Consider the following 18224-nt stretch of genomic DNA (forward strand, 5'->3'; position numbering starts at 1 on the left):
GCAGTGAAGGTCATCATCGCCGGCGGCTCCGGCACCCTCGGGCGAGCCCTGAGCGAAGCTCTCACCGCTGCCGGGCACGAGGTCGTGGTCCTCACCCGATCCCCGCGCCCGGAACGGGAGCGCGGCATGGTTCGCGACGTCCGGTGGGATGCCCGCACTGCGGGCGGCTGGACCGCCGAGCTCGCCGGCGGAGAGGTCGCAATCGTCAACCTCGCCGGGCGGCTCGTCGATGCCCGGCCCACCCCGGCGACCATCGCGGATCTCACCCGATCCCGGGTCGAGGCGACGAGAGCGCTGGTGACGGCGAGCCGCGATCTGGATCGGCCCCTGCGACGCTGGGTGCAGGCCTCGACCACGGCGATATGGTCCGACGCGGGCGAGGAGAGACTGGACGAGAGCAGTCCGATCCCCATCGGCCTGCCTCAGATGACCGGGGTCGCCGAGCAGTGGGAGCGGGCCCTGGACGGAGCGCACAGCGACCACACGGCCATCCTGCGCACCGGCGTCGTGCTGGAGGCGAACACCCCGGCGCTGGACCGCCTGCTGCTCCTGGCCGAGCTCGGCCTCGGCGGACCCGTGGGCACCGGTCGCCAATGGGTCTCCTGGATCCACGTCCGGGATTGGGTGCGGATCGTCCTGACGGCTCTCGGACTCGAGGGGCCCGAGCTGCCAGCAGGGGTGGTGGTCGCCTCGGCGCCCCATCCGGTGCGCAACGCCGAGCTGATGCGCATCCTGCGCCGGGCGGTCGGCCAGCGGATCGGTCTGCCCACTCCCGCCCCCGTGCTCCGGCTGGGCGCGCTGCTGCTGCGCACGGACCCTGCTCTGGGGCTCACGGGGCGTCACGCCACGTCGAGCGTGCTCGACCGGACCGGATTCCGGTTCGAGCACCCTCATCTCGAAGGGGCAGTCCGGGATCTGCTGCCACCGCGTCCTTCTCGCTGAACTGCGGCCTTGCGCAGCTGCCGCTCGAGGATCCCGGGCGCTCTGCGGCGCCCAGCCCGCTCTGTCTCGTCTCGCCGAGCCGATCCGCTGCCGCGAAGGAAGAACGCCCCGGGCCCTCCGCGAGGAGGGACCGGGGCGTTCCGCGGGACGTCGAGGCGATCAGGCCTCGTCGGCGGGAGCGGAGTCGTCCTCGGCGTCGGCGAGATCGCCGAAGCCGGACGTCTGCTCGGCCTGGTCGGCCTGCTCACGCACCTCGCGGCCGCCATCGGCGGCACGCTGGAGCGTGTCCTGGAAGTCCACACCGGTGGTGGACTTGACCATGTCGAGCACCTGAGCGAGACCGAGCGAGATGTTCTGCCCGATCTTGGACTCACCATCGGTGGAGAACACCGACAGGTTGGAGATGTTCGAGTACGGCGCGGCGAGCTCGTTGGCGACCGCAGGCAGCACCTCGAGCACCTGGTTGAGCACGGCGGCGTCGTTGAACTGCTTGTACGCCTCGGCGCGAGCACGCGTGGTCTCCGCCTCGGCGTCACCCTTGGCGCGGATCGATGCACCTTCGGCGTCACCCTTGGCACGCAGGGCATCAGCCTCGGCCTGACCCTCGAGGCGCACAGCCTCGGCGTCCTTCGAGCGGCGCTGCAGCTCGATCTCGGCCTCCGCACGACCCCGTGCCTCGATGGCGTGGGCCTCGGCGTCCGCGGTGACCTTGCGGGACTCGGCGCGGTTGCGCTCGTCCTGCAGCTGGGCCTCCGACTCGGCGATGTGCGCGTACTTCTTGGAGTCCGCATCCTGCTGCTCGGCGTAGCGCTTCGCCTCGGCCGGCTTGTGGACCTCGGCGATCAGCTGCTTCTCCCGCAGGTCGTTGTTGCGGACCGCGATGAGCTCCTCCTGCTCGATGATCTTCTGCTGCTGCGCGGCGCGCGCCAGCGGACCGGAGGCATCGGCGACGGCCTGACGGGCGTCGGTCTGCTCCTTGATCTCGGCGTTGCGGATGTCGAAGGACTGCTTCGACTCGGCCTCCTGCTGGAGGTTGAGGTTCGTGGCCTGGGTCGACTCACGATTCGCGTCGGACTCGGCGATCGCGGCGCGCTTGGCGACCAGGGCGGCCTCGGGCCGGCCCCAGTCCCGCAGGTACGAGCCGTCGTCCTCGATCGAGGAGATCTGGAAGGTGTCGATGACCAGACCCTGGTTGTTCATCGAGTGCTCGGCCTCTGCCTGCACCTGGCCGGCGAAGGAGGCGCGGTCACGGATGATCTGCTCGACGCTCAGCGTGCCCACCACGGCGCGGAGCGTGCCCGAGAGGATCTCCTGGGTGTAATGGTCGATCTGCTGCTGCTGATCGAGGAAGCGCTGCGAGGCCTTGCGGACGTCCTCGATGTTGCCCCCGACCTTGACCTGCGCGACGCCGCGCAGGCGCAGGAAGATGCCGTTCATCGAGTAGCCCTCGACCTCGACCGGGATCTGGCGCGAGCTCAGGCTCAGCACGAAGGCACGGTCGACGATCGGACGCACGATCGCCCGACCACCGATGATCACCCGGGCGCTGCCGGACTCGAGGTCGATGTCGCCGGTCGGGCTGGCCTTCGCGTTGCGACCGGTGATGATGAGCGCCTCGTTGGGCGCCGCGATCCGGTAGCTGCGCATCAGGATGAGCAGCAGGATCAGGATGACGACGATGATGACGACCGCGCCACCGATGAGTGGTATCAGTGCTTCCATGGGTTCCCCTCGAGTTTTTCAGGCATGCCTCCATCATCCTTTCATCGAAAGGGCAGGGGCGGGGCTGTGCTCCAGGACCGGGGCCGTCTCGTGACCTGACGGCCTGCCGACCGTCGTCTCACGATGTGTCAGATTCGTCCGCATGGCGGGATTTCGGGTCTACAGTCGATCGCCGTGAGTACCGCCCCGTCCCCGTCCCCGTCCACCTCGGCACCCGAAGCCGCCCCCGCGAACACCCGCGGCCGCGTCATCACCGCCTCGATGGTCGGCACGACGATCGAATTCTTCGACTTCTACGCCTACGCGACCGCCGCCTCGCTGGTGTTCCCCGCTCTGTTCTTCCCCACGCAGACCCCGGCGAACCAGCTCTTGAGCTCTTTCGCGATCTTCGGCGTCGCCTTCGTGGCCCGCCCGTTGGGCTCCCTGGTCTTCGGCCACTTCGGGGACCGCGTGGGCCGCAAGACCACCCTGGTCGCGAGCCTGCTGGTGATGGGCATCGCGACCTTCCTCATCGGGGTGCTTCCCACAGCGTCGACCCCCGGCTTCACCGTCCTCGCCCCGGCGATCCTGGTGCTGCTGCGGTTCTGCCAGGGCATCGGCCTGGGCGGCGAATGGTCCGGGGCGGCGCTGCTGGCCACCGAGAACGCCCCGCCCGGCAAGCGCGCGCTCTACGGAACCTTCCCGCAGCTCGGCGCCCCCATCGGGTTCATCCTGTCCAACCTGCTGTTCGTGGTCCTCAGCCTGCAGCTGACCGACGAGCAGTTCATGTCCTGGGGCTGGCGCCTGCCGTTCCTGCTGTCCTCGATCCTGGTGATCGTGGGCCTCTGGGTGCGCCTGAAGCTCATGGAGAGCCCGGCCTTCCAGAAGGTCATCGACGAGGAGCGAGTGGCCGCCATCCCGATCGCACGCGTGTTCCGCACCGCCTGGAAGCCGCTGATCCTCGCTACGGTCGCCATGGTCGCGACCTATGTCCTCTTCTACCTGATGACCGCCTTCCTCATGGTGGTCGGGACCACCGAGGCCGACGAGGGGACCGCCCGCGCCGCCGCCGAGGCCGCCGGCAAGCCCTTCGACGCCGCGGGCTTCGCTCCCGGACTCGGGTACGACCGCCCGCAGTTCCTCACCATGCTGATCATCGGCGTCGTGTTCTTCGGCATCTTCACCCTGGTCTCCGGTCCGCTCGCAGATCGACTCGGCCGCCGCAAGCTGCTGCTGACCGTCACCGCCGCGATCGGAGTCTTCGGGCTCCTCATCGAGCCGATGGTGCAGGCCGGAACGGTCGGGGTGATGGCGACCCTGATCCTCGGTTTCACGCTCATGGGCCTGACCTTCGGCCCGATGGCGGCGTTCCTGCCGGAGATGTTCGCCTCGGACGTGCGCTACACCGGCAGTGCCGTCAGCTACAACATGGCCTCCGTGATCGGCGCGGCCCCCGCGCCCTACGCGATGATCGCCCTGTGGCAGCTGCTGGACGGTCCGCTGTGGCTCGTGGGAGGTTACCTGACCCTCGCGGCGATCATCACGATCGTGGCCCTGCTCATCGGCAAGGAGACCCGCGAGGTCGACTACCTGGCCTGAGCCGCGAGATCGGCTGAGCTGAGGAGCGTGGCCGGACTGGAACCTAGCCTCCGGCCGGACCGTCGTCCTCAGCACGTTGGACGAGTGTGGCCAGCTCGGAACAACGACGGCGCCCCCGGACCTGCTCCGGGGGCGCCGTCGTCGTTCCTCGCGGTGGGCGTGCCCGCCCGTCGAGGTTCTGCAGGGGCTGTCTATGCGCTGAGGTGGCGATATCGCCAGCTCCCCTCAGCATCGGCCCGCGCAGGACATGCGGGTCCACGCGGGACATATCGGCCCGCGCAGGACATGCGGGTCCACGCGGGACAAATCGGCCCGCGCAGGACATGCGGGTCCACGCGGGACATATCGGCCCGCACGGAACATACCGGCCCGCACGGGACATGCCGGGCCGAGCGGAACGTGCCGACGGGCGGTCGCCGGTGCTCGGCCCGTGCGCTCAGCCCTGCTGGCGGTGCTCGTGGTAGTAGCGGATCAGTGCGGAGGTCGAGGAGTCCTCGGCGGAGATCGCCTGCTCATCCCCGGCGACGGCGGGGGCGAGGCCCTTGGCGAGCTGCTTGCCCAGCTCCACGCCCCACTGGTCGAAGGAGTTGATGCCCCATACGACGCCCTGCACGAAGGTGATGTGCTCGTACAGCGCGATCAGCTGGCCCAGCACCGACGCGGTGAGCTTCGGGGCCATGATCGAGGTGGTGGGGCGATCGCCGGAGAACTCGCGGGCCGCCACGAGAGCACCCTCGGTGCCCTCGGCGCGCACCTCCTCGGCGCTCTTGCCGAAGGCGAGCGCCTTGGTCTGGGCGAAGAAGTTCGCGAGGAACAGCTCGTGCACGTCCTGCTCCCCGTCGGCCAGGGCATGGTTCGGGGTGGCGAAGGCGATGAAGTCCGCCGGGATGATCCGGGTGCCCTGGTGGATCAGCTGGTAGAAGGCGTGCTGGCCGTTGGTGCCGGGCTCGCCCCAGAACACCTCGCCGGTCTCGGTGGTGACGAGGGAGCCGTCCCGGCGGGTCGCCTTGCCGTTGGACTCCATGGTCAGCTGCTGCAGGTACGCGGGGAAGCGGTGCAGGTACTGGGAGTAGGGGAGCACCGCGTGGGTCTCCGCCTCGAGGAAGTTCACGTTCCAGATGTTGAGCAGGCCCATCAGCAGCGGCACGTTCTTCTCCGCGGGGGCGGTGGCGAAGTGCTCGTCCATGGCGTGGAAGCCGGCCAGCAGCTCCTCGAAGGTGTCCGGGCCCAGCACGGTGGCGAGCACGGTGCCGATCGCGGAGTCGACGCTGTAGCGGCCGCCCACCCAGTCCCAGAAGCCGAAGGCGTTCTTGGGGTCGATCCCGAAGGCCTCGACCTTGTCCAGCGCGGTGGAGACGGCGACGAAGTGCTTGGCGATGGCCTCCTTCTCCTGCTCGACGGTCAGGCCGGCGTTCTCGCGCAGCCCCTGCAGCAGCCACTCGCGCACGAGGCGCGCGTTGGTGAGGGTCTCCTGCGTGGTGAAGGTCTTCGAGGCGACGATGACCAGCGTGGTCTCGGGGTCGAGATCCCGGGTGGTCTCGTAGGCGTCCGTCGGGTCGATGTTCGAGAGGAAACGGGCGCTCAGGCCGGCCTGCGCCTGGGGCTTCAGCGCCTCGTAGACCATGACGGGGCCCAGGTCCGAGCCGCCGATGCCGATGTTGACGACGGTCTCGATGCGCTTGCCGGTCACGCCGGTCCACTCGCCGGAGCGCACGGAGTCGGCGAAGTCGTAGACCCGCTGCAGGGTCTCGTGGACGTCCTCGTCGATCTGCTGTCCGTCGACCTCGAGGGCGGGGGAGGCGCCGGCGGGGCGGCGCAGCGCGGTGTGGAGCACCGCGCGGTCCTCGGTGGTGTTGATGTGGGCGCCGGCGAACATGGCGTCGCGGTGCGCCTCCACGCCGACCTCACGGGCGAGCTGCTGCAGGAGCTCGAGGGTCTCGGCGGTCACGAGGTTCTTGGACAGGTCGACGTGGAGGTCCGCGGCGTCGGCGCTGAAGCGCTGCGCACGCTCGGGGTCCGCGTCGAACCATTCGCGCAGTGACCCGGTCAGCTCGAGGTTGTGCGCCTCGAGGGAGGCCCACGCGTCGGTGCTCGTGGGATCGATGGGGGCGGAGGGCGTGGTCGGAGCAGTCATGAGGCCATTCAACACCCTTCACGAGAAGAACGTCGTGCCCGGTCAGTGTGTTTTAGCTGCCCTGGTCAAGGTGGTTGAAAAGGGCCCGAGACCGATTTGTGACCGACTGATGGATAGTTCTTGACAGGTGAGGGTGCACACTGAGGGACGCGTCGTGCGCAACGGAGCGCGACGAATCCAGCTCAGTCATCCCAGGAGATCCCATGGCTATTTCGCGACGATCGATGATGCTGGGCACCGCCGCCGGCGGTGCCGCAGCTGTCACCTTGGCCGCCTGCTCCGGCGGCGACACCGGTTCCGGTTCCGGCAGCGATGCCGGCGGAGGAACGGGCGAGCCCATCCTCGCCAACGGCACCGAGCCGGAGAACCCCCTGGTCCCGACGAACACCAGCGAGGTGGGCGGCGGTCGAATCATCACGTCGGTCTTCTCCGGGCTCGTCTACTACGACGCCGAGGGCAAGGTCGAGAACGAGGTCGCGGAGTCCATCGAGTCCGAGGACAACCAGAACTGGACCATCACGATCCGTGAGGGTCTGAAGTTCTCCGACGGCACCGCGCTCACCGCGCAGAACTTCGTGGACGCCTGGAACTTCGGCGCCAACACCGCCAACGCCCAGAAGAGCCAGTCCTTCTTCCAGCCCATCGAGGGCTTCGACGAGGTCGCCGCCGATGACGCGACCAAGGACCTCACGCTCTCCGGTCTGAAGGTCGTCGACGACACGAGCTTCACCGTCAAGCTGGTCTCCACGCAGGCCGACTTCTCCTCGCGCCTGGGCTACTCGGCCTACTCGCCGATGCCGCCCTCGGCTTTCGAGGACATCGACGCCTACGGCGAGGCCCCCATCGGCAACGGCCCCTACATGGTCGACTCCTGGACCCACGACGCCGAGATCGTGCTCGTCCCGAACCCGGAGTACGACGGCCCCCGCGCCGCCCAGAACTCCGGCGTCACCTTCGTCGTCTACGCGGATGACGAGACGCTCTACAACGACATGCTCTCGGGCAACGTCGACGTCTCGGACATCATCCCGACCTCGGCCCTGTCCACCTTCGAGGACGAGCTCGGTGACCGCGCCATCAACGCCCCGGGCGCGGTGTTCCAGTCCTTCACCATCCCGCAGGACGATCCGGACTTCTCCGGGGAGGCGGGCAAGATCCGCCGCCAGGCGCTCTCGTACGCCATCGACCGCACGGCGATCTGCGACTCGCTGTTCTACGGCACCCGCAGCCCCGCGACGGACTTCGTCGCCCCCGTGATCGATGGCGGCGGCGCCACCGACATCCCCGGCGCGGAGGTCCTCGAGTTCGACGAGGCCAAGGCCAAGGAGCTGTGGGCCGAGGCCGAGAAGATCCAGCCCTTCAAGGGCCCCTTCACCCTGGCCTACAACGCCGACTCCCCGCACAAGGACTGGGTCGAGGCCGTGTGCAACTCGGTCAAGAACACCCTCGGCATCGAGGCCACGCCGAACCCGTTCCCCGCCTTCGGCGAGTTCCGTGAGCAGATCACGGCCCGCACGATGGAGGGTGCCTTCCGCTCCGGCTGGCAGGCGGACTACCCCTCCGTCTACAACTTCCTCGGCCCGATCTACTCCTCCGCCGCGGCGGACGGCAAGGGCAGCAACGACGGCGACTACAAGAACCCGGAGTTCGACGACCTGCTGAAGGAAGGCCTCGCCGCACCGGACATCGACGCCGCGAACGAGAAGTTCCACGCCGCCGAGGCCATCCTCATGGAAGATCTCCCGGCCTTGCCGCTGTGGTACCAGAACACCTTCGGCGGGTTCTCGGACCTGGTCTCGAACGTGGAGTACGGCTGGGACACCGTCCCGCTGTACTACGCGATCACCAAGTGATCCTCTGATCGCGACCTCCGGCGGGAGGCGGCCCTGGTGCCGTCTCCCGCCGTCGCACGTCCATGTGCCGGGGCCATGGACGGACGGCTGTTCCCCTTCTTTCCTCGCCCCGCGCTCCCTCAACCGAAGGTGACCGACGTGATCTGGTACATCGGGCGGCGACTGCTGCAGATGATCCCCGTCTTCCTCGGCGCCACCCTCATCGTCTACCTGATGGCCTTCGTCTCCTCCGGCGACCCCATCGCGGCGATCGCGGGTGACAAGCCGATCTCCCCGGCCGTGGCCGACAAGCTGCGCGCGCAGTACAACCTCGACAAACCCGTGCTCATCCAGTGGCTGATCTATCTGGGGAATCTCTTCCAGGGAGACTTCGGCATCGGGTTCAACGGCCGGCCGATCATCGACCAGATCAAGGCGGCCTTCCCCGTCACCTTCCGGCTCGCGATCATCGCCGTCGTGATCGAGAGCGTCTTCGGCGTGGTCGCCGGTGTCATCTCGGGTCTGAAGAAGGGCACGCTGATCGACACCACGCTGCTGATGGTGTCGCTGCTCGTCATCGCGGTCCCCACCTTCGTCATCGGCTTCATCGCCCAGTTCGTGCTCGGCGTGCAGCTCGGCGTCGCCCCGGTGAACGTGGGGCGCGACCCCTCGTGGCAGAACCTGCTGGTACCCGGCGCCGTGCTCGGCGCCGTGTCGTTCGCCTATGTGCTGCGCCTGACCCGCACCTCGATCGCCGAGGTCGCCACCGCGGACCACGTGCGCACGGCGACCGCCAAGGGACTCTCCCGCGGCGGGGTCGTCTCCAAGCACATCCTGCGCAACTCCCTGATCCCGGTCGTCACCTTCATCGGTGCGGATCTGGGTGCGCTGATGGGCGGCGCGATCGTCACGGAGGGCATCTTCAACATCAGCGGCATCGGCTCGCTGCTCTTCCGCGCCATCAACGACGGCGAGAGCCCGATGATCGTGTCCGTGGTGACGCTGCTGGTGATCATCTTCCTGGTCGCCAACCTGATCGTGGACCTGCTCTACGCCGTTCTCGACCCGAGGATCCGCTATGCGAAGTGAACCCGTCACCCGTTCCGTCCGACCCGCGGCGACGCACTTCGTCGCCCCGCTGGACGAGACCCCCCTGCAGGCGGTCGACGCCGTGGACACCACGTCCGCGCCCCGCTCGATGTGGGCGGAGGCCGGCCGCAACCTGGTCCGCAACCCCGTCTTCCTGATCTCCGCGGCACTGATCGTGGTCATCCTGTTCGTCGCGGCTTTCCCGGGTCTGCTGACCGGGCAGGACCCGAACTACGGGGACATCTCGAAGGCCAATCAGCCGCCGAGCAGCGAGCATCCCTTCGGGACCACGAGGCAGGGCTATGACGTCCTGGCCCGCGTGCTCTACGGGACCCGCACCTCGGTGATGGTCGGCTTCTTCACGATGATCCTGGCGACGCTCATCGGCGGCGTCCTGGGTGCCCTGGCCGGCTATGTGGGCGGCGTCTTCGATGCGATCCTGTCCCGCGTCACGGACATCTTCTTCGCGATCCCGCTGATCCTGGGGGCGATCGTCATCGCCAACCGGGTCGAGTCGATGAACGTGCCGATGGTGATCCTGGTGCTGGGCGTCTTCGGCTGGACCAACGTCGCCCGCATCATGCGCGGCTCGGTCATCTCGGTGAAGAACCAGGACTTCGTGACCGCCTCGACGGCACTGGGCGCCAACTCGGTGACCAACCTCGTCAAGCACGTCGTGCCCAACGCGATCGCCCCGGTGATCGTCACCGCCACCGTGAACCTCGGTGTGTACATCGTGGCCGAGGCGACGCTGTCCTTCCTCGGCGTGGGCCTTCCTGCGAGCTCGGTCTCCTGGGGCGGGGACATCTCCGACGCCCGACCGGCGCTGCGCACCCAGCCGATGATGCTCTTCTACCCCTCGATGGCGCTCGCGATCACCGTGCTGAGCTTCATCATGCTCGGCGACGCGGTGCGCGACGCCCTCGATCCGAAGGCGAGGAAGCGATGACCACCTCCACGAACACCGCAGCAGCCCCCGACGCGGGGAGCGCAGCGGGCAACGACCCGCTGCTGGAGATCTCTGATCTCGAGATCACCTTCGGGACCACGAACGGAGAGGTCCGCGCCGTCCGTGGGGCGAGCCTGTCCGTCTATCCCGGCGAGACGGTCGCGATCGTCGGCGAGTCCGGCTCCGGCAAGTCCACGACGGCGATGAGCATCGCCCGCCTGCTTCCGAAGAACGGCTCGATCACCGGCGGCAGCATCCGCTTCGGCGGCCGGGACATCACCGCGGTCCCGACCCGGGAAATCCTCGCCCTGCGCGGCAGCGAGATCGGGCTCGTCCCGCAGGACCCGATGAGCAACCTCAACCCCATGTGGAAGGTGGGCGCCCAGATCACCGAGGCGCTCGCCGCCAACGGGGTCGCGCGGGGGGCCAAGGCCCGTGCCCGTTCCGTGGAGCTGCTCGAGGAGGCCGGCCTGCCCGATGCGGCGCGCCGGGCGAACCAGTACCCTCACGAGTTCTCCGGCGGCATGAAGCAGCGCGCCCTGATCGCGATGGGCCTGGCGGCCCGTCCCAAGCTGCTCATCGCGGATGAGCCGACCAGCGCGCTCGACGTGACCGTGCAGCAGCAGATCCTCGATCACCTCGACACCCTCACCGAGGAGCTCGGCGTGGCGGTCCTGCTGATCACCCACGATCTGGGCCTGGCCGCTGAGCGCGCCCAGCACCTGGTGGTCATGTACAAGGGCCAGATCGTCGAGTCCGGTCCCGCGATCGAGCTGCTGCAGAACCCGCAGCATCCCTACACGAAGCGGCTGATCGCGGCGGCGCCCTCGCTGGCGTCGCGTCGTCTGGTCTCCGGATCGGGCACACCCGCGGCGGAGGAGACGGACGGGGCCTCTGCTGTGCAGCGGCCGACGTACTCCGCCCCGAAGCTGTCGGGTCCGAAGGTCCCGTCGCTGACGGTCTCCACCCCGACGGGCCCCACCCCAACCGACCCGTCGACGCAGGCCGAGCACGCGGGCCCGCAGTTCGGCTACGGCGAGGTGAGCTCCGATGCCGTGATCCAGGTGCAGGACCTCACCAAGGAGTTCCCGATCCGCGGGAACGTGCCCTGGAAGACCACGCCTTTCACCGCAGTCGACAAGGTCTCCTTCGAGATCGAACGCGGTACCACCACGGCGATCGTGGGGGAGTCCGGGTCGGGCAAGTCCACCGTGGCCCAGATGGTCCTGAAGCTCCTCGAGCCGACCTCGGGGCGCGTGCTCTTCGAGGGCAAGGACGTGACCACGTACAAGGGCAAGGAGCTGAAGTCGCTGCGTCGCCGCGTGCAGCCGATCTTCCAGAACCCCTACGGCACCCTGGACCCGATGTACTCGATCTACAACACGATCGAGGAGCCGTTGCGCCTGCACGGCATCGGGGACTCGAAGAGCCGTGAGGCGAAGGTCCGCGACCTGCTCGACAAGGTCGCGCTGCCGGCGGAGATGATGCGTCGCTATCCCAACGAGCTCTCGGGCGGCCAGCGCCAGCGCATCGCGATCGCGCGCGCCCTGGCCCTGGATCCGGAGGTCGTGATCTGCGACGAGGCGGTCTCCGCGCTCGACGTGCTGGTCCAGTCCCAGGTGCTCGAGCTGCTCAACGATCTGCAGTCCGAGCTGGGGCTGTCCTACCTCTTCATCACTCACGACCTCGCCGTGGTGCGGCAGATCGCCGACCGCACGTTGGTCATGGAGAAGGGGAAAGTCGTCGAGCAGGGGACCACCGATGAGGTCTTCCACGCCCCGCAGCAGGACTACACCAAGCGCCTGCTGGCGGCGATCCCCGGCGGCTCCATCCCGCTCGCGGGGTCGGAGACCATCGACGTCGACGCCCCGGACGCGGCGGTCGAGGACGAGCAGGTCGACGGTTCGCCGCAGGACGACGGCGTCATCGACCCGTTCTCCGAGGCGGGCCACGTCTGAGCACTCTCTGATCCGGCGAGCACCTGATCCGAGGAACGATCGCTCCCACGAGCGATTGCTCCTCACAGCGGCTGTTCCCGAGAGTGAGTGAGCCCAGGAGTGAGTGAGCCGATGAGCGAGGACCCCGCTGCGGCGGATCGTGCGCGGGCCGAGGACTCGGCCCGCGCACGAGCGGCGAAGGAAGCTGCCTGGTCCTCCCTCACCCGACCTCGTCTCTCGCGCAGCATCAGCGGTTCGCGGAGCAGTGGCTTCGGCGCGTCCCGCAGCAGCGGCGTCGGCGGCGTTGTCGGCGATCTCCTGCTGGAGATCGCCCTCGCTGTCGGCGTTCATGCGCTCTGGCCGCTGCTCGCGCGCTGGATGTCCTTCCGCCGAGCGGCCGCCCTCATCGCGGGCATCGGGGTCGGGATGCTGTGGGGTGCTCTCGTCATCCCACGGTGGGCGTTCCCCGCGATGCGGGACACCGACGGGAGCATGGTCGGTCCGCTCCTGACGGGCGAGGTGGCGTCGATCACACTCGCACTGCTGCTCCTGGTCTTCGGCGGAGGGATGATCGCACTGCTCGCCGGTCAGCGGCGGCAGCTGGCGGCCTCGGCGGGGGCGGACCGCGGCGACTCTCCCGCCGACGAACCGGTGCAGAATCCGCCGATCCGTCGGGAATCCGTCCGCGGATCGGCTCGGGCGAGTCTTATGAGGGGCGTGAGGTGGCTGGAGCTCGTGGCGATCGCGGCCTCCTGGATGTTCGCAGTCTCCCTCCTGACCTGCTCCTTCTTCTACGCGGATCCGGTCACCGTCGCCGAGCACGTGGCAGGGGAGGAGCCCGGCTCCGTCTGGAGCCATCCGGTCGCCGTCCAGCTGGTGCTCGGGACGCTCATCGCGCTGACCGTCGCCGTGGTCGCGGGTCGGACAGCGTCGAACGTCTCATCGACAGACCGCTGACCTTTGTGCTCCAGGCCGATAGACTCACCGAGGCCCTGGAGCGGGCCGCACAGCGGTGCGGTCAGGCGCTGCACGGTCCCCGACCCGACGCGCAACCTGAAACGAGCCCTCGCGTATGACTCTCCGCCTCCGCAACGACCTGCGAAACGTCGCCATCGTCGCCCACGTCGACCACGGCAAGACCACGCTCGTCGACGCCATGCTGACCCAGGGTGGCGCATTCGGCGACCACGACACGCACGATGAGCGGGCGATGGACTCGGGCGAGCTGGAGCGCGAGAAGGGCATCACCATCCTCGCGAAGAACACGGCGATCCGCTACGTCGGCCCGTCGGCCGCAGGGATCGGCGAGCCCGATGGCATCACCATCAACGTCATCGACACCCCCGGCCACGCCGACTTCGGCGGCGAGGTCGAGCGCGGCCTGTCCATGGTCGACGGTGTCGTGCTGCTGGTGGACTCCTCCGAGGGCCCCCTCCCGCAGACCCGCTTCGTGCTGCGCAAGGCGCTGGCCGCGAAGCTCCCCGTGATCCTCGTGGTCAACAAGGTCGACCGTCCCGACGCCCGCATCGAAGAGGTCGTCGGCGAAGCCACCGACCTGCTGCTGGGCCTGGCCTCCGACCTCGCCGAGGAGATGCCCGACATCGACCTCGACGCCGTGCTGGACGTGCCCGTCGTCTACGCCTCCGGCAAGGCCGGCCGCGCGTCGACCACGCAGCCCGCCGACGGCACCCTCCCCGAGGAGGAGACCGTCGAGCCGCTGTTCAAGACGATCCTCGAGTCGATCCCGGCTCCGAGCTACGATGACGAGGTCCCGCTGCAGGCGCACGTGACCAACCTCGACGCCTCGCCGTTCCTGGGCCGCCTCGCGCTGCTGCGCATCAAGAACGGCGAGCTGGCCAAGGGCCAGCAGGTCGCATGGTGCACGCAGGACGGGACCACCAAGCAGGTCAAGATCACCGAGCTGCTGGAGACCAAGGGCCTGACCCGCGTTCCCATGACCGGCGTGGCCCGTCCGGGCGACATCGTCGCCGTGGCCGGCATCCCCGAGATCATGATCGGTGAGACCCTCGCCGACCTCGCGGACCCGCGCCCGCTGCCGCTGATCACCATCGACGATCCCGCGATCTCGATGACCATCGGCATCAACACCTCCCCGCTGGCCGGCAAGAACGGCAAGGGGCACAAGCTCACCGCCCGCCAGGTCAAGGACCGTCTCGACCAGGAGCTGGTCGGCAACGTGTCCCTGAAGGTGCTCCCCACCGAGCGTCCCGACGCCTGGGAGGTGCAGGGCCGCGGCGAGCTCGCCCTGTCGATCCTCGTCGAGCAGATGCGTCGTGAGGGCTTCGAGCTCACCGTCGGCAAGCCGAAGGTGCTCACCCGCGACATCGACGGGCGCAAGCATGAGCCTGTCGAGCGCATGACCATCGACGTGCCCGAGGAGTACCTCGGCACCGTGACCCAGCTGATGGCGTCCCGCAAGGGCCGTATGGAGACCATGAGCAACCACGGCTCCGGCTGGGTGCGCATGGAGTTCACCGTCCCGTCGCGCGGCCTGATCGGCTTCCGCACCCGGTTCATGACCGAGACGCGCGGCAACGGCATCGCCTCGTCCTACGCCGACGGCTTCGAGCCGTGGATGGGGAACATCGAGTTCCGCGCCACCGGCTCGCTGGTCGCCGACCGCGCCGGCACCGTCACCCCCTTCGCGATGATCAACCTCCAGGAGCGCGGCTCGTTCTTCGTCGAGCCCACCTCCGAGGTGTATGCAGGCCAGGTCGTCGGGGAGAACTCCCGCAACGAGGACATGGACGTGAACATCACGAAGGAGAAGAAGCTGACGAACATGCGTGCCGCATCGTCGGACTCCTTCGAGAACCTGGTGCCGCCGCGCCGGCTCACGCTCGAGGAGTCCCTCGAGTTCACCAACGACGACGAGTGCGTCGAGGTGACCCCCGAGGTCGTCCGCATCCGCAAGGTCCTCCTCGACGCCAACGAGCGCAACCGCGCCCGGTCGAAGGCCAAGTCCGGGAAGTGATCCCGTGACGGACGCGAGTCCTCGGCCGACGAGGCCCACGACGGTCGACACGACCTCCATCCCCGCCCGGATCCTCCAGGTGGTGATGGGGGTCGTGCTGACGGTGATCTCGGTGCTGCTGATGATCACGACGCATCGGATGCAGCTGGATGTGCTCGGCCTGGACCTCCCGGTCGGGCTCCTCCTCGGCGCTCTGTTCCAGATCGTCGCCTGCGTGTTCCTCTACGCCGCGACCGGGGCCCGGCTGCCGCTGCTGGTGCTCGGCGGTCTCTGGGGTCTCCTCGCGGCGCCGTTCCTGGGCAACGGCGCCGGTGGCGGCGTGCTGATGCCGGCCGTCATCGGCGATCAGCCGCAGTACTCCGGGTGGATCGTGCAGGGCCTCGGGATCGCGATCCCGTTCCTCGCGCTGCTGGCCATCACGCTGTGGCGACACCGGCGCCCATGAGCACGTCCCGTCGTCCCGACTGGGCGACGATCCCGAACCTCGTCACCCTCGTCCGGTTCGTGCTGCTGGCCCCGGTGTGCGCGCTGCTCCTGGACAGCCCGGACACCCTTGCCGTGGTGCTCCTCCTGGCCTGGGCATCGACCGACTGGATCGACGGGATGCTGGCCCGCGCGCTCGACCAGACCAGCCGCACGGGCGAGATCATCGACCCGATCGCGGACCGGCTGGGACTCGCCGCCATCACGGCGACTCTCGCGGTTGCGGGACTCCTGCCCTGGCTGGCCCTGATCATCATCGTCGTCGCTGATGTGGCGATGGTGCTCCTGGCCACGCGCGCGGCGCTGGGAGGCCGGCTCGAGGTGTCCCGGATCGGGAAGGCGCGCACCTTCGCGCTCATGACCTCGGTGTTCCTGCTCGTGGCCGCCGCGGCCTGGGCTCCGGGCCTGCTCGGTGCGGTGCGGGTGCTGCTGTGGATCTCGGTGGTGCTGCACGTGCTGTCCGCTGTCGACTACATCCTCAGGGCGACCCGGGCCCCGGCTCAGGCACAGATCCAGGACCGGGCCCAGGCTCAGACTCCGGAGCAGGCGCGGCCCGAGGACGGCGCACCGGCGGGGGAGGAACCTCCTTCGCGGCGATGACCAGGGCCCGCGGGACCCGCCTCTCGCCGCGCCGGGTCATCACCTGGATGGATGCCTCGTCGACCTCCAGGATCGTGCCCAGGGCATCGCTCATCGATTCCCCGTGCGGAGAGGCCTCCCGGTCGATCGCGTAGCGCAGCACCACCCGGGTCCCGACCTGGAGGAACGGAGCCCAGCCGGCGCGCATCCGATGCCCCGGGACAGAGACGTCCCGGGGGTCGTCGAGGGGGCCGTCAGAAGGATCGCTGGGGTGCCCGTCGTGCCTGCTCATCCTGCGAGGCTAGCGCGACAGAGGTGTTCGTCGTGTCACGTCCGCCGCTCGGGCCCCGGATCGGCGGGACCGGGCAGGTCGGGGATGACAGAATGAAGGCGTCTCCCTGCCGGAAGGATGCTGCCCATGACCTACGTCATCGCCCTGCCCTGCGTCGACGTGAAGGACCGTGCCTGCGTCGACGAGTGCCCCGTGGACTGCATCTACGAAGGCAATCGGATGCTGTACATCCAGCCCGACGAGTGCGTGGACTGCGGCGCCTGCGAGCCCGTGTGCCCCGTCGAGGCGATCTTCTACGAGGATGACACCCCGGATCAGTGGGCCGACTACTACAAGGCCAACGTCGACTTCTTCGACGATCTCGGAGCGCCGGGCGGCGCGGCGAAGATGGGCGTGATCGACAAGGATCACCCGCTCGTCGAGGCCCTGCCCGCGCAGACCAATCCGCTGGCCTGACCGATGAGCGACATGTCCCGGACCTCAGACTCCTCCACGGCTTCCCGGACGTCCGCCGGCAGCGTCCGCCGTGGCCTCGCGGCCCGGCTGCCCGCCTTCCCCTGGGACGCGTTGGCCGACGCCAAGCGGCGTGCGTCGGCCCATCCGGACGGCCTCGTCGACCTCTCCGTGGGCACCCCGGTGGATCCCACGCCCACCTCGGTGCAGCAGGCGCTCGCCGCCGCCGCGGACAGCTCCGGCTACCCGACGACCATCGGCACCCCGGCGCTCCGGGCGGCTCTCGTGGACTTCGTGCGTCGTCATCGGTCCGCTCCCGAGCAGCTCGACGTCGACGGCGTGCTGCCCACCGTCGGCTCCAAGGAGCTCGTCGCGCACCTGCCCTTCCAGCTCGGCATCGGAGCAGGAGACGTCGTCGCGTTCCCGCACATCGCCTACCCGACCTACGACATCGGCGCCCGCTTCGTCGGCGCCGAGCCGCTGGCGGTGGACATGGCGGACCTCGCGGCGCGCGGTGATGCGGCATTGCCCGACTCGTCGGACGCGAGCCGCATCCGACTGCTCTGGCTGAACTCCCCGTCGAACCCGACCGGTGAGGTCCTCACCGCTGCGCAGATGGCGGCGATCCTCGACTGGGCCCGCGGCCGCGGCATCGTCGTGGCCTCCGACGAGTGCTACGCGCTGCTGCCGTGGACCGTCGACGAGGTCCCCTCGGTGCTGGATCCGCGCGTGAACGGCGGCGATCTCGACGGCGTGCTGTGCGTGTACTCGCTGTCCAAGCAGTCCAACCTGGCCGGCTACCGGGCGGCCTTCGTCGCCGGTGACCCGTCGCTGGTCGGGGAGCTGGTGGCCGTGCGCAAGCAGGCCGGCATGATGCTCCCCGGGCCGATGCAGGCCGCGATGACCGTGGCCCTCGGCGATGATGCGGCCGTGGCCGCGCAGCGGGAGGTCTACCGCTCGCGCCGCGCCATCCTGGAGCCTGCGCTGCAGGCCGCCGGCGGCACGATTCACGGCTCCCAGGCCGGCCTGTACCTGTGGACGAGCTTCGGCGAGGACTCGATGACCAGCGTCGAACGTCTCGCTGACCTCGGGGTCCTCGTGGCTCCGGGGATGTTCTATGGTGAGGGGGGCGCGAACTCCGTCCGCGTCGCCCTGACCGCGACCGACGAGCGGATCAGCGCCGCCGCCCGGCGCCTCTCGCACCCCTGAACCCTGCGCCCTGCGCGCACCACCGATCCG

Annotated in this window: 14 protein-coding genes and 1 pseudogene; 12 read left to right on the forward strand and 3 right to left on the reverse strand. The window is 69.0% G+C overall.

Annotated features, from left to right (window positions below):
* Positions 1-3: 3 nt before the first annotated feature.
* The gene (locus ABD093_RS15235) at positions 4-942 is read left to right on the forward strand and encodes an epimerase (RefSeq protein WP_193116254.1); all 939 of its coding nucleotides are present in this window, start codon (positions 4-6) and stop codon (positions 940-942) included.
* A 159-nt stretch (positions 943-1101) separates the two neighbouring features.
* On the opposite strand, the gene ABD093_RS15240 is transcribed toward ABD093_RS15235, so the two are convergent.
* Positions 1102-2664, reverse strand: a complete 1563-nt coding sequence (locus ABD093_RS15240; RefSeq protein WP_343925550.1) for a flotillin family protein — start codon at positions 2662-2664, stop codon at positions 1102-1104.
* Positions 2665-2787: 123 nt separating this feature from the next.
* On the opposite strand from ABD093_RS15240, the gene ABD093_RS15245 reads away from it, so the two are divergent.
* Complete coding sequence (locus ABD093_RS15245) at positions 2788-4242, forward strand: MFS transporter (RefSeq protein ID WP_377802323.1); 1455 nt, start codon at positions 2788-2790, stop codon at positions 4240-4242.
* Positions 4243-4678: 436 nt separating this feature from the next.
* Here the strand turns inward: ABD093_RS15245 and pgi are convergent, their stop codons facing one another.
* Complete coding sequence (pgi, locus tag ABD093_RS15250) at positions 4679-6376, reverse strand: glucose-6-phosphate isomerase (protein WP_343925554.1); 1698 nt, start codon at positions 6374-6376, stop codon at positions 4679-4681.
* A gap of 203 nt (positions 6377-6579) precedes the next feature.
* Between pgi and ABD093_RS15255 the strand changes: the two genes are divergently transcribed.
* The 8 genes from ABD093_RS15255 (at position 6580) to ABD093_RS15290 (ending at position 16261) form a co-directional block, all read left to right on the forward strand.
* On the forward strand, positions 6580-8229 hold the full coding sequence (locus tag ABD093_RS15255; protein WP_193116250.1) for a peptide ABC transporter substrate-binding protein: 1650 nt from the start codon (positions 6580-6582) through the stop codon (positions 8227-8229).
* 138 nt (positions 8230-8367) lie between these two features.
* A complete protein-coding gene (locus tag ABD093_RS15260) occupies positions 8368-9297 on the forward strand; it encodes an ABC transporter permease (protein WP_343925557.1) in 930 nt (309 codons plus the stop codon).
* Positions 9287-10246: an ABC transporter permease gene (locus ABD093_RS15265; protein ID WP_193116248.1), complete on the forward strand. Its 960-nt coding sequence runs from the start codon at positions 9287-9289 to the stop codon at positions 10244-10246. Before ABD093_RS15260 ends, ABD093_RS15265 begins: the two co-directional genes overlap by 11 nt.
* Complete coding sequence (locus ABD093_RS15270) at positions 10243-12204, forward strand: ABC transporter ATP-binding protein (protein WP_343925560.1); 1962 nt, start codon at positions 10243-10245, stop codon at positions 12202-12204. The genes ABD093_RS15265 and ABD093_RS15270 overlap by 4 nt, the downstream gene beginning before the upstream one ends.
* 111 nt (positions 12205-12315) lie before the next feature.
* A complete protein-coding gene (locus ABD093_RS15275; protein WP_193116246.1) occupies positions 12316-13140 on the forward strand; it encodes a hypothetical protein in 825 nt (274 codons plus the stop codon).
* A gap of 115 nt (positions 13141-13255) precedes the next feature.
* Positions 13256-15178: a translational GTPase TypA gene (gene typA / locus ABD093_RS15280; protein WP_193116245.1), complete on the forward strand. Its 1923-nt coding sequence runs from the start codon at positions 13256-13258 to the stop codon at positions 15176-15178.
* Between the two features lie 4 nt (positions 15179-15182).
* On the forward strand, positions 15183-15623 hold the full coding sequence (locus tag ABD093_RS15285) for a hypothetical protein (RefSeq protein ID WP_193116244.1): 441 nt from the start codon (positions 15183-15185) through the stop codon (positions 15621-15623).
* A complete protein-coding gene (locus ABD093_RS15290) occupies positions 15620-16261 on the forward strand; it encodes a CDP-alcohol phosphatidyltransferase family protein (RefSeq protein ID WP_343925563.1) in 642 nt (213 codons plus the stop codon). Before ABD093_RS15285 ends, ABD093_RS15290 begins: the two co-directional genes overlap by 4 nt.
* Before the next feature lie 46 nt (positions 16262-16307).
* On the opposite strand, the pseudogene ABD093_RS19730 reads toward ABD093_RS15290, so the two are convergent.
* Positions 16308-16532: pseudogene (locus ABD093_RS19730) on the reverse strand (hypothetical protein); the annotation flags it as partial.
* A gap of 126 nt (positions 16533-16658) precedes the next feature.
* Between ABD093_RS19730 and fdxA the strand changes: the two are divergent.
* Positions 16659-16988, forward strand: a complete 330-nt coding sequence (gene fdxA, locus ABD093_RS15295) for a ferredoxin (protein ID WP_193116242.1) — start codon at positions 16659-16661, stop codon at positions 16986-16988.
* A gap of 12 nt (positions 16989-17000) precedes the next feature.
* On the forward strand, positions 17001-18194 hold the full coding sequence (gene dapC / locus ABD093_RS15300; protein ID WP_193116241.1) for a succinyldiaminopimelate transaminase: 1194 nt from the start codon (positions 17001-17003) through the stop codon (positions 18192-18194).
* Positions 18195-18224: the final 30 nt, after the last annotated feature.

The sequence above is a fragment of the Brachybacterium tyrofermentans genome, from assembly GCF_039526165.1.
GTDB lineage: Bacteria > Actinomycetota > Actinomycetes > Actinomycetales > Dermabacteraceae > Brachybacterium > Brachybacterium tyrofermentans.

Bases quoted from the DNA above. Each gene is read 5' to 3' on its own strand.
- ABD093_RS15240 (WP_343925550.1), bottom strand. From the start codon at position 2,664: ATGGAAGCACTGATACCACTCATCGGTGGCGCGGTCGTCATCATCGTC.
- ABD093_RS15245 (WP_377802323.1), top strand. From the start codon at position 2,788: ATGTGTCAGATTCGTCCGCATGGCGGGATTTCGGGTCTACAGTCGATC.
- pgi (WP_343925554.1), bottom strand. From the start codon at position 6,376: ATGACTGCTCCGACCACGCCCTCCGCCCCCATCGATCCCACGAGCACC.
- ABD093_RS15255 (WP_193116250.1), top strand. From the start codon at position 6,580: ATGGCTATTTCGCGACGATCGATGATGCTGGGCACCGCCGCCGGCGGT.
- ABD093_RS15265 (WP_193116248.1), top strand. From the start codon at position 9,287: ATGCGAAGTGAACCCGTCACCCGTTCCGTCCGACCCGCGGCGACGCAC.
- ABD093_RS15270 (WP_343925560.1), top strand. From the start codon at position 10,243: ATGACCACCTCCACGAACACCGCAGCAGCCCCCGACGCGGGGAGCGCA.
- ABD093_RS15275 (WP_193116246.1), top strand. From the start codon at position 12,316: ATGAGCGAGGACCCCGCTGCGGCGGATCGTGCGCGGGCCGAGGACTCG.
- typA (WP_193116245.1), top strand. From the start codon at position 13,256: ATGACTCTCCGCCTCCGCAACGACCTGCGAAACGTCGCCATCGTCGCC.
- ABD093_RS15290 (WP_343925563.1), top strand. From the start codon at position 15,620: ATGAGCACGTCCCGTCGTCCCGACTGGGCGACGATCCCGAACCTCGTC.
- fdxA (WP_193116242.1), top strand. From the start codon at position 16,659: ATGACCTACGTCATCGCCCTGCCCTGCGTCGACGTGAAGGACCGTGCC.
- dapC (WP_193116241.1), top strand. From the start codon at position 17,001: ATGTCCCGGACCTCAGACTCCTCCACGGCTTCCCGGACGTCCGCCGGC.